Source organism: Arenibacter sp. ARW7G5Y1, from assembly GCF_003201775.1.
Classification (GTDB): Bacteria; Bacteroidota; Bacteroidia; order Flavobacteriales; family Flavobacteriaceae; genus Arenibacter.
In genome coordinates this window covers 51890-75793 of the sequence record NZ_QJJZ01000018.1, presented here as the reverse complement: position 1 = coordinate 75793, position 23904 = coordinate 51890, and the positions used below count along the sequence as shown (strand labels likewise).

The 23904-nt window shown below is 40.0% G+C and carries 22 protein-coding genes and 1 pseudogene; 10 read left to right on the top strand and 13 right to left on the bottom strand.

Translation table 11 applies throughout. The features are described 5' to 3' along the window. The 3 genes and pseudogenes from C7972_RS23935 to C7972_RS20295 all read right to left on the bottom strand — a co-directional run. Positions 1–389: pseudogene (locus C7972_RS23935) on the bottom strand (TonB-dependent receptor); the annotation flags it as partial. 188 nt (positions 390–577) lie between these two features. After that, a complete protein-coding gene (locus C7972_RS20300) occupies positions 578–1600 on the bottom strand; it encodes a FecR family protein (protein ID WP_110357997.1) in 1023 nt (340 codons plus the stop codon). Next, a complete protein-coding gene (locus tag C7972_RS20295) occupies positions 1597–1806 on the bottom strand; it encodes a hypothetical protein (RefSeq protein WP_110357996.1) in 210 nt (69 codons plus the stop codon). The genes C7972_RS20300 and C7972_RS20295 overlap by 4 nt, the downstream gene beginning before the upstream one ends. Positions 1807–1954: 148 nt before the next feature. Here C7972_RS20295 and C7972_RS20290 point away from each other — a divergent pair, with 148 nt between their 5' ends. After that, positions 1955–2554 carry an RNA polymerase sigma factor gene (locus C7972_RS20290; protein WP_110357995.1) on the top strand — a complete coding sequence of 200 codons (600 nt, stop codon included), beginning with the start codon at positions 1955–1957 and terminating at the stop codon, positions 2552–2554. 2 nt (positions 2555–2556) lie between these two features. Here the strand turns inward: C7972_RS20290 and C7972_RS20285 are convergent, their stop codons facing one another. From C7972_RS20285 to C7972_RS20260, 6 genes are all read right to left on the bottom strand, one after another. Further along, positions 2557–2796 (bottom strand): N-acetylmuramoyl-L-alanine amidase, encoded by a 240-nt coding sequence (locus C7972_RS20285; protein WP_110358001.1) that lies wholly within the window; start codon positions 2794–2796, stop codon positions 2557–2559. Between the two features lie 435 nt (positions 2797–3231). Continuing rightward, positions 3232–5673: a glycoside hydrolase N-terminal domain-containing protein gene (locus C7972_RS20280; protein WP_181422954.1), complete on the bottom strand. Its 2442-nt coding sequence runs from the start codon at positions 5671–5673 to the stop codon at positions 3232–3234. Between the two features lie 235 nt (positions 5674–5908). Further along, complete coding sequence (locus tag C7972_RS20275) at positions 5909–7531, bottom strand: RagB/SusD family nutrient uptake outer membrane protein (RefSeq protein WP_181422953.1); 1623 nt, start codon at positions 7529–7531, stop codon at positions 5909–5911. Between the two features lie 18 nt (positions 7532–7549). Further along, entirely contained in the window at positions 7550–10909 is a 3360-nt protein-coding gene (locus C7972_RS20270) for a TonB-dependent receptor (protein ID WP_181422952.1), read from the bottom strand. Between the two features lie 188 nt (positions 10910–11097). Then, positions 11098–12120 carry a FecR family protein gene (locus C7972_RS20265; RefSeq protein ID WP_110357997.1) on the bottom strand — a complete coding sequence of 341 codons (1023 nt, stop codon included), beginning with the start codon at positions 12118–12120 and terminating at the stop codon, positions 11098–11100. Continuing rightward, positions 12117–12326, bottom strand: a complete 210-nt coding sequence (locus C7972_RS20260; protein ID WP_110357996.1) for a hypothetical protein — start codon at positions 12324–12326, stop codon at positions 12117–12119. The genes C7972_RS20265 and C7972_RS20260 overlap by 4 nt, the downstream gene beginning before the upstream one ends. A gap of 148 nt (positions 12327–12474) precedes the next feature. Between C7972_RS20260 and C7972_RS20255 the strand changes: the two genes are divergently transcribed. Continuing rightward, positions 12475–13074, top strand: coding sequence for an RNA polymerase sigma factor (locus C7972_RS20255; RefSeq protein ID WP_110357995.1), 600 nt, complete (start codon positions 12475–12477; stop codon positions 13072–13074). A 2-nt stretch (positions 13075–13076) separates the two neighbouring features. On the opposite strand, the gene C7972_RS20250 is transcribed toward C7972_RS20255, so the two are convergent. Further along, positions 13077–13736, bottom strand: a complete 660-nt coding sequence (locus C7972_RS20250) for an N-acetylmuramoyl-L-alanine amidase (RefSeq protein ID WP_110357994.1) — start codon at positions 13734–13736, stop codon at positions 13077–13079. Between the two features lie 203 nt (positions 13737–13939). Here C7972_RS20250 and C7972_RS20245 point away from each other — a divergent pair, with 203 nt between their 5' ends. The 8 genes from C7972_RS20245 to C7972_RS20210 are packed head-to-tail and all read left to right on the top strand — an operon-like array spanning position 13940 to position 20735. Next, positions 13940–14227 carry a hypothetical protein gene (locus tag C7972_RS20245; RefSeq protein ID WP_110357993.1) on the top strand — a complete coding sequence of 96 codons (288 nt, stop codon included), beginning with the start codon at positions 13940–13942 and terminating at the stop codon, positions 14225–14227. Continuing rightward, positions 14227–14511, top strand: coding sequence for a hypothetical protein (locus tag C7972_RS20240; protein WP_110357992.1), 285 nt, complete (start codon positions 14227–14229; stop codon positions 14509–14511). Before C7972_RS20245 ends, C7972_RS20240 begins: the two co-directional genes overlap by 1 nt. Next, positions 14498–16903: a TraG family conjugative transposon ATPase gene (locus C7972_RS20235; RefSeq protein ID WP_110357991.1), complete on the top strand. Its 2406-nt coding sequence runs from the start codon at positions 14498–14500 to the stop codon at positions 16901–16903. The genes C7972_RS20240 and C7972_RS20235 overlap by 14 nt, the downstream gene beginning before the upstream one ends. Before the next feature lie 4 nt (positions 16904–16907). After that, the gene (locus C7972_RS20230) at positions 16908–17489 is read left to right on the top strand and encodes a conjugal transfer protein (RefSeq protein WP_110357990.1); all 582 of its coding nucleotides are present in this window, start codon (positions 16908–16910) and stop codon (positions 17487–17489) included. Positions 17490–17492: 3 nt separating this feature from the next. Then, a complete protein-coding gene (locus C7972_RS20225; RefSeq protein WP_110357989.1) occupies positions 17493–18335 on the top strand; it encodes a hypothetical protein in 843 nt (280 codons plus the stop codon). 29 nt (positions 18336–18364) lie between these two features. Then, entirely contained in the window at positions 18365–18979 is a 615-nt protein-coding gene (locus C7972_RS20220) for a conjugal transfer protein TraK (RefSeq protein WP_110357988.1), read from the top strand. Continuing rightward, positions 18969–19901, top strand: coding sequence for a conjugative transposon protein TraM (traM, locus tag C7972_RS20215; RefSeq protein WP_110357987.1), 933 nt, complete (start codon positions 18969–18971; stop codon positions 19899–19901). Before C7972_RS20220 ends, traM begins: the two co-directional genes overlap by 11 nt. 12 nt (positions 19902–19913) lie before the next feature. Next, positions 19914–20735 (top strand): DUF4138 domain-containing protein, encoded by an 822-nt coding sequence (locus C7972_RS20210; RefSeq protein ID WP_110357986.1) that lies wholly within the window; start codon positions 19914–19916, stop codon positions 20733–20735. Between the two features lie 200 nt (positions 20736–20935). Here C7972_RS20210 and C7972_RS20205 read toward each other — a convergent pair whose 3' ends face one another. The 3 genes from C7972_RS20205 to C7972_RS20195 form a co-directional block, all read right to left on the bottom strand. Next, positions 20936–21742 (bottom strand): nucleotidyl transferase AbiEii/AbiGii toxin family protein, encoded by an 807-nt coding sequence (locus C7972_RS20205; RefSeq protein ID WP_110357985.1) that lies wholly within the window; start codon positions 21740–21742, stop codon positions 20936–20938. Then, entirely contained in the window at positions 21735–21998 is a 264-nt protein-coding gene (locus tag C7972_RS20200) for a hypothetical protein (protein ID WP_375334796.1), read from the bottom strand. Before C7972_RS20200 ends, C7972_RS20205 begins: the two co-directional genes overlap by 8 nt. Positions 21999–22316: 318 nt before the next feature. Beyond that, the gene (locus C7972_RS20195; RefSeq protein ID WP_110357983.1) at positions 22317–23903 is read right to left on the bottom strand and encodes a type IV secretory system conjugative DNA transfer family protein; all 1587 of its coding nucleotides are present in this window, start codon (positions 23901–23903) and stop codon (positions 22317–22319) included. Position 23904 lies beyond the last annotated feature (1 nt).

Sequence of the window (23904 nt, the reverse complement as noted above, 5' to 3'; positions counted from 1 at the left end):
CCTGGCAAGGGGGTACCGTCCCCGTCCGTTACGGTACCGGAAACAATGACTTGCACCACCTCCTCATGATTACCGTTACGAGGCCTTTCCCTAATGAGGATTGCATTGTTCTCGGTCACCTCAATATCAAGATTCTTATGTGATAGACTTTGCTTCAGCAATGCATTCGTCCTTATCCGGCCCTTCTGCACTTGGACCTTGGGAAAGTCCTCGAATATACCTTCTTCATAGAAAAATTTATAATCGGTCTGTTCCATGATGAGATCAAAAATTTCATCAACTGTCAATGTACCTGCAGCTTCTATTTTAATTTTGGAATTTTGGGAAACGAGATTATTTGGTGTTAGCGCAAGAACAGTTGAGAAGCATAAGAAAATGAATATTCTCATAATAATCTGTAATAGGCATTTTCCATACGGAAAACAACCTCTAGTTAATTTGATTTTCATACATTTGATTGTTATTGGTTAATTAAAATTTTAATTGAACGATAATAAAATCAAGGGGGTAGAGTTCTAGACTTTTGCGGGTTAAACTTTATCCTCCTTTTTATTATAGTGTTTTCTTCATAGGCATATTATTTTATTATGATTGTCCCACCCTTTATTTCATAATTATTTATTGTATTTGATTTCATAATTGATAAAATTTCCCCGATCGCCTGGCCCTTATCCAGCGTACCCCTGAATCTAACCTCTTCCATATCATTGTTTTCGAAAACAATATCAACATCATACCATCTTGACAATACTTTCATAATGTCTTTTAACGATTTTCCTTTAAAACTGAAAATACCTTTTATCCAAGAAATTTCATTTTCGACATCAACATGTTCAACATAGATTTCATTATTGAAAATATTTACACTTGACTGTTGATTTGGAACCAAAACCTTCTTCACGTTAGAAGTGTTTATCTGTACGCTACCTTCCACCAAAGTTGTATAGATATTCGATTCGTCCTTGTAAGCCTTTATATTGAATTTAGTCCCCAACACCTCCAGTTGCTGGCCATTATTAAGTACTTCAAATTTAGCGCCCTGATGCGCCGTGCTCGGGGTGACGTTAAAATAAGCTTCCCCATAAACGAGTTCTACTTTTCGGGTTTCGCCTTCCAAAAATGCAACTGGGTACTTCAATTGCGTTTCAGAATTAAGCCATACTTCCGTCCCATCCGATAATTTTAAATAGAACTGCCCGCCCCTAGGAACATTCAGAATGTTGTATTCAGTTTCATTGACATCTTTCTCAAGCGGTTCATAAACAACCCGCTCTCCATTGCTGTTTATGTTTTGTTTTTGAAAGGAAGACCCCTTTTCCAACACTACGGAGGTCCCATCCTCAAGTATTAGCGTGGCCCTATCAGTACCCGGTTTTATATTACTGTTCACATGTACAGGGTCTGATTTTAATGGGGTAGTGGTCAAAACGTCCTTAAAGAATAAGGTAGTGGTCAATACAACGGCAGCCATTGCAGCGACGGCAGCGTATTTTAATGATTTTGCCATTTTCGATCTGTCCCTGAAAATACTTCTCTCTTTTTTTATCCGCCTTAATATACTTGCCTTTGCCCTTTCTTCGTCATATATGCCATTGGTCATATTGATATAGGCATTGGCCTTGACAAGTTCATAAACAAGATTTCATTTTTCGGATTTCCGATCCATATCTCCAATATCCTGAGTTCATCAAGATCAGCCTCTTTTGAGAGGAATTTGATGATCAAATCCTCAATATCCTTATTCATGTTTTTCATAATATATATACCTATAACGAAGCCAAAATTCTTATACCACCATTTATTCATAAAATATTTTATAAATAAGTCAATCGGACATATAATCTTTCTAAAATGTAATGGCAATATTACCCTTATAACGAAGCTAAAATTGACAAGCCACCTTTAAATTGGCGGAAAAAATTACATTTGCTTACTATTTAATCTGGTTTCAACTATGGAAAACATATATTCCGATCAAAAAAAACTTATTAAACACCTTAAAAAAGGCAATACCGCAGCATACAGTTATCTGGTGGACCATTACTATATAAAACTATGTGATTATGCGAAAAACTTGGCCAGGGATGATTACAGATCGGAAGATATTGTACAAAATGTTATTGTTAGAATGTGGCAACAACGAGAAAAATTAAATCAGAATATTTCTATTAAAGGCTATCTCTTTAAATCCGTCTACAATGAATTTATTGATCAATATAGAAAGGATATTGCCATTACCGCCTTGGAAAAAAAGTATATCGAAGGTTTGGATTCCGTTCTGGAGGAAGAAGATTTTGACAAATCCGAAAGGCTCGTTGCCATGGTGATGAAAACAATAGAACACCTGCCCCCCAAATGTAAAGAAACTTTTTTATTAAATAAAAAGGAAGGACTCACATATATTGAAATTGCCGAATTTCAAAATGTTTCCGTAAATACCGTCGAAAAACAAATTGGAAAAGCTATCCGTATAGTACGAGAAACATTAAAGGACAAGATCAGTACTATTTTATTCCTATTACTGAAGTTGAGTCCTAAAAAAAACCATCTTTAAATTTATCCCTGTAATTTAAAATTCTGGTATAAAACCTGTAGCACCGCCATCGCAAACCCCACAACACCCTCCTTCTTCCTACTATGCTCCGCCTCCTCCCAATTGGACAAAAACCCCACCTCCAACAACACGCCAGGACAAACGTATTGGGTATCCCTTAACACCTGAAAATTCGCGTATTTCGTTCCCCTGATTTTAAACCCCAAAGCATAATCAAATTTATATAGGATTGCTTCCGACAAGGTTTCGGATTTTGATCACAAATCCAAATTATTTTCAATACAGGAGTATTCTATTTGTACATGCCATTTCCCTATTTAGTAGGTGCGATAACCTTCCCGTCACAAAGCCTCTGCGAAAGTAACTTCCTCAGCGCTTAGACCGTGCACACAAACAGGAGGCAGAAGTTGGCAGAATTCTCACATTTTCACCAATGCCCACCGAACGTGACAGAGAACCAATCTGTAATACCTTGGGGATTACTCCCCCAAACATCCTGTTCAGAAATGGGCTACACACCTGGCAAGTTGCATACCATGGCACGAACCGCCTTTCTTATTTTAAGCATGCGGGGTCAATGTGGAGACTTCAATAAAAAGTAACACCTTCTACACTCAAATCTTGCCAATCCTACTGGGCTGCAGATTTCATACTTTTTAACAAATAAAAATTCTCATTCAAAATGTTAATTCATATGATTTGCCACTTTTAGTTTTGAATGAGTGACAAGCCGATTTATCCTTCCTGACCGTCAGTTGCCTGCCCTCAGATTTTACTTTAAAATCCAAGTCAGTCTTGATCCTGAAATCATTCCCATTTTTCGAAAAAACAATTGCTTTTACGGGCTTTCCTGCTTTCCACTCCAAGTTAATTTCGAAATTTCCGCGTGCGCAGAGCCCTTTGAAAGACCCCTTAGACCAAATGGCCGGTATTGCCGGCAACAGCCTGATGTATCCAGCATGGCTCTGCAATAACATCTCCGCAATACCACTTGTCGTTCCAAAATTACCATCGATTTGAAATGGTGGATTCTGATTAAAAAGATTATTTGAAGTTCGGGTTTTAAGAAGCACATTCATTTGATCGTATGCATTTTCCCCATCTCCAAGTCTTGCATAAACCAACTGATTAAATGACTTTGACCACCCATGAGCTGGCAGATTATCTTTACAGCGAATGGCCATAGTCGTTTTTGCGGCCTGAAGTATTTTTGGATCTGAATCGGTTGTCAAAAAGTTAAAAGGAAAAACACCAAGTAAATGAGAACTATGCCTGTGCTGAGGATAAACTTCCTTGTAATCTTCAGCCCATTCACATATAGCGCCGTTGCTATTAATTCTATAAAGAGGAGGAAGTAATTCAATATGTTCTTTTATTGTACGTACAAAAGGCTCATCAACGCCAAGTATTTCCGCGGTCTTGCAATAGGCTTCCAAAACAGCACGAGTTAGTGTATTGTGATAAGTGGAAGCTTTCGAGGCTCGAACGGGTAAATTTGTATTAGGTAGATAAAACTCATTTTCCGGAGATGTTGAAGGCGCTATAGTAAGCTTACCTTCCTTATCCTTTATTAAATAATTATCTATAAACTCGGCAGCCCCTTTTAAGATTGGATATGCCTTTTCGTTTAAAAACTCTTTGTCTTCAGTAAACTCATAATGTCTCCAAAAAGCCATGGCCATCCAGGCCCCTGAAAAGGGATCGACAACCCCGTTAATCCATTGTGAATGATGAGTTGATCCTCCAGGGGTAACTCTTCCAAAGGGATTACTCAAATGATAGCCTACCCAACCTTTATCATAACCAAATAGCTTTTGCGCTGCAACTTCTCCTCTTTTACTGTATGGTCTAAACCAAGCCCACAGTGGATCCAAAGTCTCCTCAAGGTTTGTAACATTAGCTGCCCAGTAATTCATCTGAAAATTTACATTCAAATGATAATCTGCACTCCAAGGTGCCCACATTAAGTGATTCCATATGCCCTGAAGGCCGATAGGAAGCCTTCCTGGTTTTCGCGAACTACTCATAAGTAAGTAACGGCCGTATTGAAAGCGAAGAACACTTAGCCCTGGATCAACGGCTCCTTTGTTCGATTCGGCAAGCCTTACATCTGTTGGCAAAGTATCTTGTAAAGTACTCCCCAAATCCAAAGCAACTCTATCAAACATACTGCTATAGTCAGCAATGTGATCTTCCCTAATTGAAGTCCAAGATTTGTTCTTTACCCTGTCCAATTTAGTATTAGATAACCTAATTGGATTTATAGTTCGGTCAAAATTCAATTTCTCCAAACTATAATCAGTTGCAGCTGTAAACAATAAGATAACTTCCTCACAATTTTTCATTACAATTTTGTTGTCCACTGTTCTAATGCTCCCTCCAATACTTTTTGCTCTTAAACTACCATAAAACTTCATGTGCTTTCCTCCACGACCAGCACCACCTACTATTTTAGTGCTATCAAAATCAATTATCTGGCCTATCATATCCAGACGAGTATCCCCATTGGATATAACTTGTGCATCTTCATCGCGGGATAAGCTCACATTACAGGAAAATAAGCCACTCCCATCGGAAGAAATTTTTACTGCAATTAAATCATCAATGGCAGAAATCAGGACCTCTCTCGTTATTTTGAGGTTTCCAACCTGATATCGAGTCAAAGAAACACCTGTTTGCAAATCCAATTCGCGATAATAATCAGTTGCTTCCGATTCATGCTTCATATCGATAAATATGTTTCCCAAAGGCTGGTACGATCGAAAATAGGTTGGGCTCTTGGTCATATTCTCTGAACCAAAATTCTCCGCTTCCTGAAGTTTACCATCCAATATTAGATTCTGTAGAATTGCCAAATTTTCTTTGAAATTTTCAGGATACGCTTCCTCTGGTTCACCGGCCCATAAACTACCCTCATTAAGCTGAAGTCTCTCATGTTCGATACCTCCAAAAACCATTGCTCCAAGACGTCCATTCCCAAGTGGCAGAGCTTCATCCCAGTCGGCGGCCTGTTGTTTATACCATAACTTTAACGAGCCTTTCCTTGACTCACTCGATTGGGCCTGACAGGTTAATATACCTATAGATATAAGTATAACAACAGCTATTAGATGTTTCATTTTCATTATTCTTTATTTAAATTATCACTTAACCATCAAACTTGAACCAAAATATTTATCCAAATCTATATTTTTAGAAAATTCAGATTTTATATAGTTTAAATCTGGATATTCAGACAAATCACACTTAAAAATTACTGCTCACATGATTCCAATTCAATTTTAAAAAAAAAGTGCCAATGGTCTTACGCAATGACACTTCTTCGACTATACTAACAACCAACTCAATTTCTTATCAATAACCTGGATTTTGTTCCATTTTGGCTCCAACATTTCTATCAATAACTGTTTGCGGAATTGGAAACAAATTGTTATGTTCTCTAATAGAATTCCTAGCTGGATCATAACCAAATCTTTTAGTACGGTCATATATCATTCCCAATCTACCTAAAGTCAGCATACGAAATTCCTCGCCATACAGCTCACGAATACGCTCATCTAAAATATAATCCAAATCAACATCAACTGGATCTACCAATGGAGCTTTGGCCCTGCTACGTATTACATTGATGTCTGCAGCGGCCAAATCAGGCCTATTATTACCTAAATGTGCCTCCGCCCTAAGGAGATATGTCTCCGGTAAACGAATTACATAATAATCCCTTACATATCCATTATCAGGTTTGCCATCCAAGTGTTTATCCGTTCCAAATTTAGACCAGTTTGGGTATACAAATTGTAATGAATCCTCTTTAGTAGTTAAGAATGATTTAGGAATTACATCACCCTTAGTATAGGGAGCTACATCCTCAGCAAAGTAGTATTTACGCTTTATAGTTGCTTCGGTATTTCTTAGATCATTGCCTGCCCCTTTCCAAACAGTGTAGTTGGTATGTGTTGTAGGCCTAACGAAAGCCACTCCTCTTCCCGTCGAATCCTGAGCTTGTCCAGAGTAACCCGCTTTTTTAAAATCCCAATATGAACACCACATCATTCGCTCAATAGTAGGGCGACCAAATTGTACGGTTCCCCCCGGCACGTTAAATTCCATTTGAGATACCCAAATAGCCTCTTTATTACCAGTATCATAATTTTGGTTTCCCATACGAAAAAGATCCCAATATATATTTTTACCTGGTTCATCCGCACGTGAACCAAAACGATCGGTCATTAATTCGTAATCCCCATCAGTACCATTGATCACCCTAGACGTTGCCGCTATTGCACCATCCCAATCTTTTAACGAAATACTAATCTCTGCCAACAAATGATCAGCGGCCGCCCTTGTTACTTTTCCGGGAAGGGATTCTGTGAGGGGAAGATGGTTACTGGCAAACATCAAATCGTCCTTAGCAAATTGCCAACATTCCTCTCGAGAATTTCTCATGAAGTCCACCTTAGGCTCTATCAAAGGGGCGTCTATAATCGGCACTCCTCCAAAGATATTGGCCAAGTTTCGGTAAGCGAAAGCCCTGAAGAACCTACCTTCGGCAATGACCGCATCCCTTTCCTCGTCGCTGTTCCACTTTACATTTTCCTTTTGGGCAGCATCAATTACCATATTGGAATAATTTATAATTTCATATTGCCAAGTGTACCAGCGGCTAGAAAATCCATCAAATGAGTTTAAAAGCGTCCAGTCATTAAAGATCCTAGAATCGTCTCTAGGCCAAAACATGGCGTCCGTACCCAAGCCCAAAGGCCATGCATCGGTATCACCGTCTCCCGCGTTATAAAAATTCTGTACCTTTCTATAAATAGAACCTAAAAGTGATTCGAATTGTGCTTTCGTCAAAAAAGCATTGTCGGTTGTAAGGGCATCTTTGCGATTTTCTTCTAAAAAATCCTCATCAGAACAAGATGTTAACACTACCCAGAATCCTACCACGATCCAAAATAATCTTATGTATGATTGCATATTTTTCATGTTTAAGTATTAAAAGCTAAAGTTAATTCCCAGGGTAAATGTGCGCATTACTGGATTTGAACCTCCTATAGTACCAGCGTTTTCCGGATCTAATCCTATCCAATCGGTTTTGGTAAAAAGATTTTTACCCGAAACGTAAAGTTTCAATTCGTTTACCCCCAACAAGTCCTTGACCTTACTGTCAAAATTATAAGCTAGGGATACGTTTTGAAGTCTCAAAAATTCCCGAGACTGCCAAAATCCGTAGCCATATGGATTAGCGTAATTTGGCCTTGGAACTTTATTACTTTGGTCGTTCGGCATCCAATATTCACGTCCAGACAACCAATTTCCAACTGTTGGGACGGTCCCTATAAATGCAGCTCTGTTTTGCCCCAAATAATAATTATTCCTTCCACCACCCATAACTAAATTCAGATCAAAATAAAGTTGAAAATTACCATAGGTTACAGTATTTGACATATTGGCCCTAAAATTGGGTGCTGTGTAGCCTATTATTGACCTATCTGCAGCAGATATCCGACCATCGGGCTGACCAGTAAGATTCCCTTGTTCATCTTCTCCATTGATGTCCCTGATTTTTAAATCTCCAGGTTGGAACCCAAAGGTATCTATATACTCGGTGTCCTCATTTTGCACTATCCCATCTATCGTATAATCATAAACCGCACCAAGAGATTTTCCAATAAACCAACGATTACCTATATCATCGTCCTCAAGTCCATCACCATCCGCATCAAGGCCAGAAATACTGGAAATTTTATTCCTATTTAAGGAAAATGCGAATGCTGTCCCCCATTGCAATTCTTGAGTCTTTATATTGATTGTGCTAAGAGTAACCTCGATTCCTTTGTTATCCACCCGACCTAAATTGGTCCTCACTGAATTATATCCAGTAATTATAGGTAGGTTACGATTTAGAAGTAAATCGGTTGTTTCACTTTTGTAGAAATCTACATCGCCGAAAACCCTACCACTAAAAAGTGAAAAATTGGCCCCTACATTAAGAGCAGTAGTAGTCTCCCAAGACAGTGATTTATTTGCCAGACTAGCTGGATAGAAGTAGTTGAAAGTTTGATTTCCAAATACCGTTTGACCGCTACCAACATTGGCCAATGTTTGGAATGGGTCAATACCTTGGTTACCATTTTTTCCAAAGGAGGCACGAAATTTGAAATAATCCAATTTTGGAAGTATCTGTTGAACAAAATCTTCTTCACTAAGCGTCCAGGCAATAGAAACACCAGGAAATCCTCCAAATTTACGGCCTTTGGCAAAAGCGGAATAACCGTCGCGTCGATAAGTTGCCGTAAGATGATATTTGTTTTTAAAAGAATAATTAAGACGACTTAAATACCCCACATTGGAAAATTCGCTGATAGATGTTTCCCCACCTTTTTTAGTTGGGTCTGCCAAATCCAATCCATAAAAACCAAGAACAGAAGTTCCTGCACCAGAAAAATCACTACCACTGAACTGGACCCTTTCGCTGGTTGACGCGTCTCTTGTGTAGCCTAAAAGCACATTAATTTTATGATCACCAAATTTATTCTGATAGTTAAGCAAGTTGTTCATCACCCAGCTGTTATCAGTAGCTGTCACCTTAGAACCATATGCCTTATTCAAAAATCGTTCAGAATTTTCTATTTCGTCTGGATTGTCGGTATTAACTTCACCGAATGCATGATGAAAAAAACCTCGGTCATTTACCCTTCTAGATTGGGTATAATCTAATCGATAACTGAGTCCCTTTATAAATGGCATTTCCACATTTATATAGCCAGAACCCCTTATTCCCCATCGTTTGTCAAGATCATCATCATAATAGCCGGTTTGACCAAACTGAGGTTGTCCCCAATAGGGGTTATATAAAAAACTGTTGGTAGGAAAACGATCAAGAACATCCTCATAGCCCTCTATATATTTATAACTGTAAGGAGTATACCAAGTAGCCATATACATCTGCGGAGAGGAACCTGAGTAGTCACTAGAGTCATAATACATATTTAAACCAACAGATAACCAGTCAGAAATATCATTTTCCAATTTAAACGTTAGATTAAATTTCTCATAGTTATCATTATCCAATACACCATGTTGATTCAATAACCCACCTGAAATGTAATAATTAGTCTTTTCCGATCTGCCGGAAACACTCATCTGATAATTATGTATCGGAGCAAATTGGGTTACTTCATCAAACCAATTCATTTGGTGGTCTTCGTTATAAGCTTTATACTCTTTAGGCGATAGTATCTGGGGGATGGACAAGTCTTCTGTTCCTTGTAATTCCAAGTTGTCCATTCGCCATCGTATAAACTCTGCACCTTTTTTCATTTTTGGAACCTTGGTCCAATCTTGAACACCTGTATAGTGGTTAAAGCTTATTGCAGGTCTGTCTGACCGCCCCTTTTTTGTTGTTATAATTATAACCCCATTGGCTGCACGTGAGCCATAGATAGCTGAAGAACTAGCATCCTTTAGCACGTCTATCGAACTAATATCATCGTTGGGAATAGTATTGAGACTTCCATCGAAAATTATTCCATCAAGCACAATTAACGGGGCGTTGCTCGCATTAATAGAATTCTGACCCCTTATTAATAAATCTGGAGATCCCCCTGCGCTGGATATAGCCCCTACGTTTACACCAGGTGTAGTACCTTGCAACATTTGCAAAACGTTTGTAGTCGGTTGCAAAGCAATGGGTGTATTTTCTACAGCTACATTTGTAATTGAACCTGTGAGATCCCTTTTCGTGGAGGTACCGTATCCAATTACGACAACCTCTTCAAGGCCAGCCGCACTCTCCTCTAAAACAATGTTAATGTTTGGTTGTCCATTAATTGGCACTTCTTTGGTTGCAAAACCAATATAGGAAACCACCAAAATTGCATTTTCATCCTCCACAGAAATTGAAAAATTACCGTCGAAATCTACTTGAATACCATTTGTAGTACCTTTTTCAACAATGTTTGCTCCTGGCAAGGGGGTACCGTCCCCGTCCGTTACGGTACCGGAAACAATGACTTGCACCACCTCCTCATGATTACCGTTACGAGGCCTTTCCCTAATGAGGATTGCATTGTTCTCGGTCACCTCAATATCAAGATTCTTATGTGATAGACTTTGCTTCAGCAATGCATTCGTCCTTATCCGGCCCTTCTGCACTTGGACCTTGGGAAAGTCCTCGAATATACCTTCTTCATAGAAAAATTTATAATCGGTCTGTTCCATGATGAGATCAAAAATTTCATCAACTGTCAATGTACCTGCAGCTTCTATTTTAATTTTGGAATTTTGGGAAACGAGATTATTTGGTGTTAGCGCAAGAACAGTTGAGAAGCATAAGAAAATGAATATTCTCATAATAATCTGTAATAGGCATTTTCCATACGGAAAACAACCTCTAGTTAATTTGATTTTCATACATTTGATTGTTATTGGTTAATTAAAATTTTAATTGAACGATAATAAAATCAAGGGGGTAGAGTTCTAGACTTTTGCGGGTTAAACTTTATCCTCCTTTTTATTATAGTGTTTTCTTCATAGGCATATTATTTTATTATGATTGTCCCACCCTTTATTTCATAATTATTTATTGTATTTGATTTCATAATTGATAAAATTTCCCCGATCGCCTGGCCCTTATCCAGCGTACCCCTGAATCTAACCTCTTCCATATCATTGTTTTCGAAAACAATATCAACATCATACCATCTTGACAATACTTTCATAATGTCTTTTAACGATTTTCCTTTAAAACTGAAAATACCTTTTATCCAAGAAATTTCATTTTCGACATCAACATGTTCAACATAGATTTCATTATTGAAAATATTTACACTTGACTGTTGATTTGGAACCAAAACCTTCTTCACGTTAGAAGTGTTTATCTGTACGCTACCTTCCACCAAAGTTGTATAGATATTCGATTCGTCCTTGTAAGCCTTTATATTGAATTTAGTCCCCAACACCTCCAGTTGCTGGCCATTATTAAGTACTTCAAATTTAGCGCCCTGATGCGCCGTGCTCGGGGTGACGTTAAAATAAGCTTCCCCATAAACGAGTTCTACTTTTCGGGTTTCGCCTTCCAAAAATGCAACTGGGTACTTCAATTGCGTTTCAGAATTAAGCCATACTTCCGTCCCATCCGATAATTTTAAATAGAACTGCCCGCCCCTAGGAACATTCAGAATGTTGTATTCAGTTTCATTGACATCTTTCTCAAGCGGTTCATAAACAACCCGCTCTCCATTGCTGTTTATGTTTTGTTTTTGAAAGGAAGACCCCTTTTCCAACACTACGGAGGTCCCATCCTCAAGTATTAGCGTGGCCCTATCAGTACCCGGTTTTATATTACTGTTCACATGTACAGGGTCTGATTTTAATGGGGTAGTGGTCAAAACGTCCTTAAAGAATAAGGTAGTGGTCAATACAACGGCAGCCATTGCAGCGACGGCAGCGTATTTTAATGATTTTGCCATTTTCGATCTGTCCCTGAAAATACTTCTCTCTTTTTTTATCCGCCTTAATATACTTGCCTTTGCCCTTTCTTCGTCATATATGCCATTGGTCATATTGATATAGGCATTGGCCTTGACAAGTTCATAAACAAGATTTCATTTTTCGGATTTCCGATCCATATCTCCAATATCCTGAGTTCATCAAGATCAGCCTCTTTTGAGAGGAATTTGATGATCAAATCCTCAATATCCTTATTCATGTTTTTCATAATATATATACCTATAACGAAGCCAAAATTCTTATACCACCATTTATTCATAAAATATTTTATAAATAAGTCAATCGGACATATAATCTTTCTAAAATGTAATGGCAATATTACCCTTATAACGAAGCTAAAATTGACAAGCCACCTTTAAATTGGCGGAAAAAATTACATTTGCTTACTATTTAATCTGGTTTCAACTATGGAAAACATATATTCCGATCAAAAAAAACTTATTAAACACCTTAAAAAAGGCAATACCGCAGCATACAGTTATCTGGTGGACCATTACTATATAAAACTATGTGATTATGCGAAAAACTTGGCCAGGGATGATTACAGATCGGAAGATATTGTACAAAATGTTATTGTTAGAATGTGGCAACAACGAGAAAAATTAAATCAGAATATTTCTATTAAAGGCTATCTCTTTAAATCCGTCTACAATGAATTTATTGATCAATATAGAAAGGATATTGCCATTACCGCCTTGGAAAAAAAGTATATCGAAGGTTTGGATTCCGTTCTGGAGGAAGAAGATTTTGACAAATCCGAAAGGCTCGTTGCCATGGTGATGAAAACAATAGAACACCTGCCCCCCAAATGTAAAGAAACTTTTTTATTAAATAAAAAGGAAGGACTCACATATATTGAAATTGCCGAATTTCAAAATGTTTCCGTAAATACCGTCGAAAAACAAATTGGAAAAGCTATCCGTATAGTACGAGAAACATTAAAGGACAAGATCAGTACTATTTTATTCCTATTACTGAAGTTGAGTCCTAAAAAAAACCATCTTTAAATTTATCCCTGTAATTTAAAATTCTGGTATAAAACCTGTAGCACCGCCATAGCAAACCCCACAACACCCTCCTTCTTCCTACTATGCTCCGCCTCCTCCCAATTGGACAAAAACCCCACCTCCAACAACACGCCAGGACAAACGTATTGGGTATCCCTTAACACCTGAAAATTGGCGTATTTCATACCCCCAATTTTAAACCCCAAAGCCATATCGAATTCAGACAAGATTGCATCCGACAAGTTTTCTGATTTGGACTGTAGATCAAAATCAGTATTAGAATTTGGTTGCTGCACATAGACCTCAATACCTTGGGCCGTCTTCCTCTTTGCTTGATTGCAATGAATAGAAATAAAAACATCAGGTTGTAGAGCTTTCACCAAACTGGTCCTATCACTCAAAGAAATCAAAGTATCTTTATATCTGGTCAAATAGATATTTAGGGTGTTTCTAAACAATTCTTTGTTCAATTGGATGGCTTCCTTCGCAACTTCCAAAACAATATCTTTTTCCTTTATTCCATTAACTCCAATCGCTCCGGTATCCACTCCCCCATGTCCGGGATCAAGGACGACCATTGGTCTTTTAGTCTCTTGGGATTGTATGGGAATACAAAACAAGGCAAATCCCATCCAAAGACAAACTATCCAAAAACGTTTCATACTGCCTGAATTTTAAAGTGCGTGTTGCACAATTTTCATCGTTTCCCCTAAATCGTTTCCAAACCATGAAATTTTAACGCTTTCGACTGTTAAAATTTATTCGATTCCAATCGATTTGCCCCATCCTTTAGAAATTCTATAACGAATAATTCATCAATCGGTCTTTCCAGCATTATTGGGAAGGCATTAAAAAACGTACAGTCATGAACAAACCACTTAAAACTCTTTTCCTATTACTTATGACGACCGCGTCAACCTATGCTCAAATCGGGGGAATAGAAGATTCCGTGAACGATGTTTCGGATACCATAAGGACCATCTTCCCCATTATCCTGGGGGTCATCTTCCTTATTGGCTTCCTGTTCAATGCCGGCCATTTCTTCGGAGAGAATTCAGATCTTAAAAAGGGTATTACCAGGGTTTTGGTATTCGTTCTTATCGCAGGGGCCGTGGTCGGCATCTTTACCTACCTAATTGGAATTGTCGTCTAATGAAAAGGTTCGAGGTATATCGCAACATTAGAAAACAGGCCGTGATTTTCGGCCTGTCCATTTCGTTTTTTGCCCTGCAAATGATCTGCGTGGTCGGCTCTCTAATGGTCATTATTTTCTCGTTCAGTCTCGCAATGATCATGGGTGTAATGGTATTCAATGCTGCTCTTTATATAGCCTTGATCAGGATTACAAACAACCCACAGCCCTTTACCATTTGGAAGATATTCCCAAAAATCATCAGTAATAAGAAATCGTCATTACTTACTTATGGGCAAGATTAATCTATCGGCACTCCATCCTATTGCGGATATACGAGACAATATTGTCTTTGCCAATAATGGCAATGTCATCCTGTGTTATGAGGGTTCCTTGCCGGAAATCCATTCCCTTTCCGAGAAGGATTTTGAGGACATCCATGGTAACTGGTTCCAGGCCATCAAATACTTGCCCATCGGATGTGTGATCCACAAACAGGATGTTTACCTTAAGAAGCAATACTCTTCTGAAAACCTTCCCAATACCACCTTTCTGGCCAAGGCCACCCATGAGTATTTCAAAGGTCGGGAGTACATAGAACATAGGTGTTTTCTGTTTTTTATCCTTACCAAAAACAAAGCATTGAACAACGCAAAATATGTAAACCCGTTCCTTAAAGTGCCACAAGGGATTCCCCAGGAAATGGACGATCGGATCAAAAGTTTTATGGACTCTGTAAACGATTCCGTTTCCTTTATAAACAACAGTCGAAAAATGCAGTTTTCCCCCTTGAACGAAAGGGAGATCCTATCCTTGACCGACAACTACTTCAATGGATTCAACGAGGGTTTTGATACGGACATAATTTTGGACCGGTCCAAGATTACCATCGGTCAGAACCTATTTGATGTTTTGGTCATCAACAGTGAGCTATGCTTTGGGGAGAATGTCCAGAGCAGCAAGACCAATGAACGGTTTACCTCGGACGATTTTGTGTTCCATCAAGGGTTTGTCGATGGACTGGGGCTTGGGTTGAACGAAAACCATATCGTAAACCAGATTATCTACCTGGACGATAAGCACAAATGGCGCAAACTGTTGGACAAGAAGGTCGAAGAACTGAAAAAAAGTTCCAATTTCGGCTCCCAGAACAAGGTAACACTTGCAAAAATCCAACATATCCTTGACCAGATCAATAACGATGATAGCTCTCGCATCATCCGGGGCCATCTCAATGTCATCTATTGGCATCCCGAAGCCAAGAGCCTAGCAAAAATAGGTTCGAAAATAAGGACCGAATTCAAGGAGCTCGATATGGTCCCCTACTACCCCAGGGGGGAGGAACGCAAAAATTATATCCTCAATAGTTATTTCTGTTTCTCCCCCAATTTTTCTGACGGGGACCTTTATGTGACCGACCTAAAACATGCCCTGTGCCTGTATATCAACAATAGCAACTACAAATCGGATGCTACAGGAATCATTTTCAACGACCGGGAACATAATATCCCTGTCCTAAAGGATGTCTGGGATGAAAGGAAAAAGAGGATCAAAGCACGGAATTTTGCCATTTTCGCCCCAACGGGCGAGGGCAAGTCCTTCCTGGCCAACAATATCCTGCGCCAATACTTCGAGGCGGGCGTCCGGCTGGTCATCATCGACCTTGGAGGGTCCTACACCAAGTTCGCAAAGCTTTATCCCGAACAATACACCGTACTGAGATATGAGAGCGGAAAGAACCTGGGCATCAATCCATTTTTTATATCAAATCCCGACGATGTGGGGCCAGAACGCTTGGAGGATCTTTCGGTATTCCTTTTTGAACTATTGGCATCGGAGCTGAAGGCCACCAAGGCGCAGTCCGTCTCCATTAAAAAGATACTCCTATATTATTATCAGATGGTCAGGGAGAACCATTCGCTGGATTCTTTCTATCGTTTCATAGAGGAAAATCAAAAGAGTTTGTTGGACGAACTTAAGATACAGGCCGATTACTTCAACATCCCCGGCTTTCTCCATATCATGTCCGAATATGTCGGCAATGGCCTTTACAGTTTCCTCTTCGAGGTCAGCGAGGACCAGACCTTCAAGATCGAGGATAAACGCTTGATCGTTTTTGAGCTTGACGAGGTAAAGGACAATAAGGAAATCCTTTCAGTAATGTTGAAACTGATCAAGTCCGCCATCCAACGCACCATTTGGAAAAACCGAGCGGAAAAGGGAATTATCCTTTTCGACGAGTTTGCCAAACAGCTCAAATTCGAAAACGTACTGGAAAGCGTGGAATTCTACTATCAGGCCATCCGCAAACAGAACGGGGCCATTGGGATCATCCTGCAATCCATCAACCAATTGCCCAACAATTCCACTTCGGCCAGTATAATGGAAAACACCCAAGTCATCTATAGCCTGAACAACGAAAAAGGATATGGGGAACTAAAGAACAGGCTGAACCTGTCCAACCACGATCTGAACCAATTGAAATCCATCAAGAACAATCTTTCAGGACCACGGAAGTACACTGAAATGTTCATCAAGATAGGCAAGGAAAGCAACATTTTCAGGTTGGAGGTACCCCCTGAAGTCTATGCTGCCTATCTAACCGATGGCGAAGAAAACGAGGCCATAATGGCTATTTATAATAAGACCCGGAATATGGAGAAAGCAATAACTGAATTTATAACACAAAAAAAATAACACTATGAAAAAGAAAATCAGAACAATGGCGATTGCACTGGCTTTTGCCCTTTTATTGCCTGCAGGAGCTACCTGCCAGGGTATGCCGGTATATGACAACACCAACTTCATCTCCTTTATGAAATCCTTGGTGGAATCGGGCAAACAGACCTCACAATTGTTGAAGACGGTCAAATTTCTGAAGGAACAGAAAGAGAACGTGAACAAGGTCAACGATGTCATCAAACAGCTAAAGGCCGTAAAGGAACTGGCCAATAGCAACCAACGCCTGTTCGATATCGTACAGGACGACCTCAGGGAAATATTCAGCTCTCCCTATATCAGACCGGATGAAGTTGCCCGAATCTCGGATTCATTCAACGACATCATCGAAAACTCATTGTCCGGCATGGATTATATAGAAGAAGTGCTATCCAGTGACAACCTCAGAATGACCGATGCGGAACGTGCTGCGATCCTCAAGAAAAAGGAACTGCAATCCAAGGAAATGGTGGCCGAAATAGAGTCCAAGACACGGCGCTACAGGGAAATCATCGCCTTTAGGGAAATGCAGGCCGTTATCAACGGTAGGAAGGCCAATTATTGATACATGTCAGGGATAGCCTTAAACATAGGACTGGAATACGTGGACACTGTTTTTCAAGCCATTAAGAACAGTGATTTTTCACAGTACACCATTACGGGCATGAAGACCCTTGCCGTATTGTTCTTTCTGATCAATATCCTAAAAAAGTACAATGAAGGTGTGGCCAATAACGAAGGGTACACCTGGGGACTGACCCCTGGGGAACTGGCCAAGAATTTTGCGGTTGTCATTCTGGTCATTTTTTCCACTCAGGTTTTGGGGGTCTTCGACGCTATTTTGGTGGCCATAGAGTCCCAATATAGGGACACGGCCCCTGCCCTACTTCCCTTGCAGATGCAGGAAATCGACATCGAGCAGGATGTAGGGGCCATCGAAGCGGCCAAAAAGGCCATGGCCCTATTATACGAGGCTTTGGTCACCCCCTTGTTCGGCCTAAAGATATTGGCTTTCATTATCGGCCTGTTCCTATGGTTGATGGACCTGTTCATCTATCCCTTGTTCTTGGCGGAACGTTTCTTTCTGTTAGGGATCATGCAGGCCTTTTTTCCATTGGTAATCAGCCTGGCCGTGTTTGAAAAGTTCAGGTCCATGGCCTATAACTTTTTTAAGCTCTATGCAGGGGTCTATATGCTGGTGCCGGCCTTTTTTCTGGTCAATGTCTTTATCAACCTTCTATATACCGAGGTGAACACCAACTTTTGGTCCGACCTTTTCGGAACGGACTGGGGCAGCCAATTCTTCGCGCCCTTGATACAATTGGGATCCATAGGATTTATCGTGTTCCTGAAATTCAAACTGTACCGCCGGGCCATCTCGTTTACGCTGAAACTGTTCAGCGGTCTTTAGATTACCGTTAAAAACTACTAATACCAAAAATGAAAACACCTTATAAAAATATCTACAAGGTACTTGACCAAAACCGGTTCATCGTATGGTCATTGGTCATTGGCATGACGGTGACCTGTGTCGTAGCCATATTGTCCGTTTTAAAACTGCACCGGGAAACGGTCGACAGGGCCTTTATGGTAAATACCGATGGGAACGTAATACCCTTGAAATTGGTTTCCCAAAAAGAAAATCTGGGCGTAGAAGTCTTGTCCCATTTGGAACTGTTCCACACTTATTTCTACAATATAGATCCGAGCAATTATCAAAAGAACTTGGAGAAGGCCCTATGGTTGGGCAACAGTTCCGTGGACGCCCTTTACAGGCAGAAAAAATCGGATGGGGTATACAACAGGTTATTGCAGTACTCCCTGGTGCAAAAGGTCATCCAGATAGAATCCGAGATAGAGATTTCCCAAGAACCCTATACCTTTCGTACCACTACCCGCTTCGAGATCAATCGGGGCAAGGTAACGGACACCTACGAATTGGTGACCACGGGCAATTTGATCCATGTGGACCGCAACTTTCCCAAAAACACCCATGGACTATTGATCACCAATTATTTCGAAAACTCCTTAAAAAAAGTACAGGATGAAAATTGAAAGGAACAAGATCGTATTTGGTTCGGTCATACTCGTCATTGTTCTGTTCATCGGGGGATATACCATGATGGTCATGGACAACGGGGATGAATCGGAGAAACCCTTGAAACAGACCGAGGTGCCCAAATTGGAGGAGCAACAAAGCGAGTACCGTTCCAAACTGGAAGCCGTGGACAATATCCCCGAAGAACGGGTCAAAAATGCACCTAGTGTTTACGATGAAAGGTTGCTGGATTCTACTGGAGTATATGATCCCGATTTTATGGATAGGGATAAACAGCGTATCGTGGACAGCATCTACAGCCAAGGCCGGATCGATTATTCGCAAAGCAGGTATCGGAAGGTGGAAACACAAAAAAATAAGGCAGCTGAGCCCATGGCCAAGGATACTATCGTAAAGGAAGTTGTAGAATCCCTTACTACCAAGGAACGGGCATTGGAGCACCAACTCTTTTTTGCTGCCGACCCTAAATCCGATCCATTATCCTATGCTCCCGATCCGCCAAATGTTTTGGTAGAGGTGGACGGCAATCAAGTGGTAAGGGCCAACAGCCGTTTGCAAATGCGACTACTTCAAGAAATCCAATTGGGCAACACAATGATTCCCAAAAATACCTTGGTCTACGGCATCGTCAATTTTAAGCCGAACAGGACACTCCTCAAGATTGACAATATAGACCATATTCCTGTGAAGATGAAAGCTTTCGACCTCCAGGATGGACTGGAGGGCATTTATGTGGAGAACAGTATAAGGGGGGAAGTGGCCAACGAGGTGGTCGATGATGTCCTGGACGATATCAATATCGCCGGGGTTCCACAGGTAAGCGGTATCAAAAAAGTCTTTCAACGGGGCCACAGAAAGACTAAAGTGGCCGTGCTCAACAATTACAAACTCATTTTAAAGGCTCCCGAGGGGCCATAAATCCATACACCAATGAAAAAATCCATAACCTTTTTAGGTCTGTTGATCTTTATGGCCTCTGTGGAGGCGCAAAATGTAAAAGTTACCGACACCATATTTGCCAACGAACAAATGACCGTTTCCATGTTCTTTCCCGATCCCATCCGGCAGGGAATTACCGGTTCTTCCAATTACGCCTTCAGCTTCAATAGGGAAAGGGCACAGAACCTTGGGTTGCTACAGGCCACACTAGGGGAAGAAAGCAATCTATTGGTAGTAACCCAGAATGGTAGTGTATATTCCTTTTTGCTATGGTATTCCCAAAAGCTTGAAAAGCTGAACTATTTCATTGATATCTCCGACAGAATTGGTCATGAAAGGACCGGTCCCTCCATGGACTCCAAGGGAAATTTGTGCATGGCTGACTCGGATACTGTCCCTATCAATGATAAGACTTTGGACTATCCAAAACTCTGCGCCCAATTGCTTCGAAATCCCAGGCCTTTTGACCAAATAAAATATAAGGATGGCGTCACGGTCCGCATGACAAAAAGTATCTATTATCTCAATGAGGTCTACGTGGTCTTTGAAATTGAGAACGGTTCCCAAATAGATTTCGAGATCAATTCTCTGGACCTATACAAAGTGAACGGCAATAATAAGCGTAAGTCCTCCTATCAGGAAACGCACCTCTTCCCTGTCTATAAGTTTCAAATACCAAAAGTGGTTCTCAGAGACCGGTCAGTACAGTTTGTAAGTGTGTATACCAAATTTACTCTGGGAGCACGCGAGAGCCTATTGGTGAAACTAGAAGAGTTGAATGGGGATAGGGATCTAATTTTGAAATTGAGATAATCTACCTGAATTTAAATGTAATAAAACCAAACTCCCAATGAGGTTACAGTTAAGTGAAAGGAGACTTTCGTCCAACCGTGGCTTTGGGCTAAAATTCTATTTTATATAAACTATTGATTTTCAGTAAATCCTTACCGTACAAAGAGTGTCAAATTAATGATTTTAAAAGGAATTTGTTAATTTGAAACCAAACCTCTGAATTAACCTCTTGAAAATCGAAACTTACCAAAAAAGCTTTTGGGCTTTCTTTTTGAATCGGTGCGTCTGAATTGTAGTCCTTCCTCTTGGGCAAATTCCTGAACCTTTTTCAACCATTTATCCCTTAAAACGGGCCAATCAAATTTTATGGTCGATTCTTCCGTGAGTATTACCCTATTACCTGAATTACTCCTATCGCCAGCTTTTGAGAAATCGCCAAGACATGTGGCATCCTTTTTCAAATCTTCAAGTGGCCTACCATTTTGGATATCAAAAATGGTTCTATCCTCTATCTTATTAAAAGTATCCTGTCTTTTCCTTAGCATACCGTAGTAAAAACCCAATGAGTTTTTTTCGGTTAAAAGGTAAAGGTCATAAAAATCCTTTTGATTGCCTCTGTCAGCAGCTGCCAAAAGTTTAAGTGCTCCTATGTCATGATCGCTTATGAGTCTTATTCCATCAATAACACATGGTTCGTGCAGTAATTTCAGATTTTGGATGATATCAATCTTGATAACTTCTTTTTTCAAGAAGATTTCCAAATGCGATAGCTGTTCAGATCCAAAATTTTTTTTGTTTATGATGGTGTTTTCTTTGCCAAATTCATTTTCCAAGAAATGACAAATCTCAGAGAGATGGTTGGTGCCTACTATTTCTGTTGAAAACAAATCAATGTCCGTTGAGACCCTATGATTGTACTTTATGGCCAAGTTGGTCCCTCCACCAAGCAGGAATTTATCAAATAATTCATGATTCATAAGTTTTTGAATTACTCCATAAAGCAATTCAGAAACTCCTGTTTTATGCATACAAAGATAAGTTGGAAATGTATTTTTTGAACTGTTCAGGTTTTAATTGATATCGTTCGGCAATAAATTCAATATCCTCATTACCTCGAATCTCTGAACTTTGTAAAGCAATCGCACAAATTTCGCTATTGGAATAAAGTTTTTCCAATTTCCCCAAATACTCAGAGTTGTGCATGCTCCTAGATAAAACCCTCTGGATAATAAAATCACTATCCTTTTCCAAGGACAAATCATCCATGTTCATATCCCAAAACATTTCACGAGGAAAAATGTCAGAAAGATTATGCCCTATTGACTTATTACCTTTTAATATTTTAAAGAGGCTTATCATAATACAAATGTATTAAATTTTGTTGACAACTTATAATATCGCTAGTACATTAACAACTTATAGCTCAGTATACTATAATCAAATAACGTTCCAATTTTTAATAAATTTTATAGCCCTACCACGATTACAGGTTGAAAATTTAAAGATCTCATTGGCATTAGTAAATATTATAGTCATTTTGTCCAGAATGTCCTGCCTCCCATTTTATCTTTACTACAATTTGTCATCAAGAAACTGCAGTTTCTATTTTAAAGTCAAAAATTTCCTAACGTCCAAATGGATCTGCTCGAAGTTTGCTTTTATAGCGCCATCCCCGATTCGGAATTTAGGGTCTGGTAGACATTTGACAATATCGGGCTTTGGAAAGCGTACTTTTTTATCCTTGCCATCCGCAAAGGCAATAAATTCTCCCTCCTTAAGCCTAAAGAATTCTTCCGCCCGGATCTTGCTTACCTCCCGCTCCCCTTTAGTAATACGGGTATCAAAATTCAGGGTATTCTCCCCCTTGCTCACACTTTTGGTAGGTCGTTTTACAATTTCAAAAAAGCGTTCGTAATATCGGGCCGTATCGGGATCATTGGCCTTGCCAAAGAACTGATAGGACAGGTTGCTCAAAATGGCCCTGCTGGCCTTATCACCGTACATTATATCGTTCTGGACCTTGTCCTGGAGCACGTATATGGTGGCAATATCATAACTTCTTAAGGTCGCTGGAATGCGGTGCATATTGAGCAAGCGAATGGTAGGTGCCTCTTCCATAAGAAAAAAGGACGGGTGTCGGCCCCGAATTCCCATTTGTTTCGAAATGGTATGTATTATAGTGGCAATTACAGGGGAATAGGCGGTTTCAAATTTGGGATTGTTCACAATTGAAACCACGGATGGATGTTCAGGGTTATTGATGTCCAAGGGCACTTCATCGGCCGAAAGTGCCATAAAGATACGTTGGGTACTGATTTTTTTAAGGGCGTTGGCCAGGGTCCCCATCACCCCGGCGGTCTGGCGTTCGGAATCCTTTCCGGAAATAAAGGCATCCGCCATGGCCTTGGAGGTATAGTCGGAACTCAGAAATTGTATCAGGCTCGGGGTATCCAGATACTGATAGGTAGCAATAAGATGTGGCAGGGTACAATACTCCTTATGGTCCGTTTTCAGTTTCCAGATCAACCCGCCCAACAGCCCTTCCACGGCATCGTTAAAGAATTTGGAAGATCCCATAGCTATGGATTCCCGTTGCTCCAAAAGGTTTTCCAAAAGCACTCTGGAAACCTCATTCACACTTTCTTCGTCCGTCATGTACCTGGGCGCAATGGGATTCACCCGGGTATGGATATTATCAAAGGAGATAATATGAAAAGGAATATCGGCCTTGCCAAAAAGAGGATAGGCCATTTCCGTAAGTTCAAAATCCTTGTAGTCATGGATAACCCCGGAAAACTGATGTTGGCCAAAATGCCTTAGAAAACTATAGACCACGCTTTCCGTTTTTCCACTTCCGGCCGAACCGATGATCGAAACCCCACGTCTAATGTTTTTCAACACCAGATTACCGTTCAACAAGGGGAACCTGACCCCAAACTTTTCAGGTTCTCGGTTAATATCGAAGTGATAATAGAAGCCTATAAAAAGTCCAAGATTGATTAATTGAAAAGGTAATAGCCACCACAACAAGACAATGGCAAAAACCTGCCGACCGAGCAGGAAGTGGAGCACTGCACCCAACAGTATCAAGAGCAGGACATTTTGGACAAAGGCGTACTTATAGTGCGCATAGGACAGATAAAACACTGCCATCGCCAACCCATAGATTCCTAATGTAATAAGTACCATA

Coding starts and splice junctions, on each gene's coding strand:
- C7972_RS20300 (WP_110357997.1), bottom strand. CDS start 1,600: ATGACCAATGGCATATATGACGAAGAAAGGGCAAAGGCAAGTATATTA.
- C7972_RS20295 (WP_110357996.1), bottom strand. CDS start 1,806: ATGAATAAATGGTGGTATAAGAATTTTGGCTTCGTTATAGGTATATAT.
- C7972_RS20290 (WP_110357995.1), top strand. CDS start 1,955: ATGGAAAACATATATTCCGATCAAAAAAAACTTATTAAACACCTTAAA.
- C7972_RS20280 (WP_181422954.1), bottom strand. CDS start 5,673: ATGAAACATCTAATAGCTGTTGTTATACTTATATCTATAGGTATATTA.
- C7972_RS20275 (WP_181422953.1), bottom strand. CDS start 7,531: ATGCAATCATACATAAGATTATTTTGGATCGTGGTAGGATTCTGGGTA.
- C7972_RS20270 (WP_181422952.1), bottom strand. CDS start 10,909: ATGAGAATATTCATTTTCTTATGCTTCTCAACTGTTCTTGCGCTAACA.
- C7972_RS20265 (WP_110357997.1), bottom strand. CDS start 12,120: ATGACCAATGGCATATATGACGAAGAAAGGGCAAAGGCAAGTATATTA.
- C7972_RS20260 (WP_110357996.1), bottom strand. CDS start 12,326: ATGAATAAATGGTGGTATAAGAATTTTGGCTTCGTTATAGGTATATAT.
- C7972_RS20255 (WP_110357995.1), top strand. CDS start 12,475: ATGGAAAACATATATTCCGATCAAAAAAAACTTATTAAACACCTTAAA.
- C7972_RS20250 (WP_110357994.1), bottom strand. CDS start 13,736: ATGAAACGTTTTTGGATAGTTTGTCTTTGGATGGGATTTGCCTTGTTT.
- C7972_RS20245 (WP_110357993.1), top strand. CDS start 13,940: ATGAACAAACCACTTAAAACTCTTTTCCTATTACTTATGACGACCGCG.
- C7972_RS20240 (WP_110357992.1), top strand. CDS start 14,227: ATGAAAAGGTTCGAGGTATATCGCAACATTAGAAAACAGGCCGTGATT.
- C7972_RS20235 (WP_110357991.1), top strand. CDS start 14,498: ATGGGCAAGATTAATCTATCGGCACTCCATCCTATTGCGGATATACGA.
- C7972_RS20230 (WP_110357990.1), top strand. CDS start 16,908: ATGAAAAAGAAAATCAGAACAATGGCGATTGCACTGGCTTTTGCCCTT.
- C7972_RS20225 (WP_110357989.1), top strand. CDS start 17,493: ATGTCAGGGATAGCCTTAAACATAGGACTGGAATACGTGGACACTGTT.
- C7972_RS20220 (WP_110357988.1), top strand. CDS start 18,365: ATGAAAACACCTTATAAAAATATCTACAAGGTACTTGACCAAAACCGG.
- traM (WP_110357987.1), top strand. CDS start 18,969: ATGAAAATTGAAAGGAACAAGATCGTATTTGGTTCGGTCATACTCGTC.
- C7972_RS20210 (WP_110357986.1), top strand. CDS start 19,914: ATGAAAAAATCCATAACCTTTTTAGGTCTGTTGATCTTTATGGCCTCT.
- C7972_RS20205 (WP_110357985.1), bottom strand. CDS start 21,742: ATGCATAAAACAGGAGTTTCTGAATTGCTTTATGGAGTAATTCAAAAA.
- C7972_RS20200 (WP_375334796.1), bottom strand. CDS start 21,998: ATGTTTTGGGATATGAACATGGATGATTTGTCCTTGGAAAAGGATAGT.
- C7972_RS20195 (WP_110357983.1), bottom strand. CDS start 23,903: ATGGTACTTATTACATTAGGAATCTATGGGTTGGCGATGGCAGTGTTT.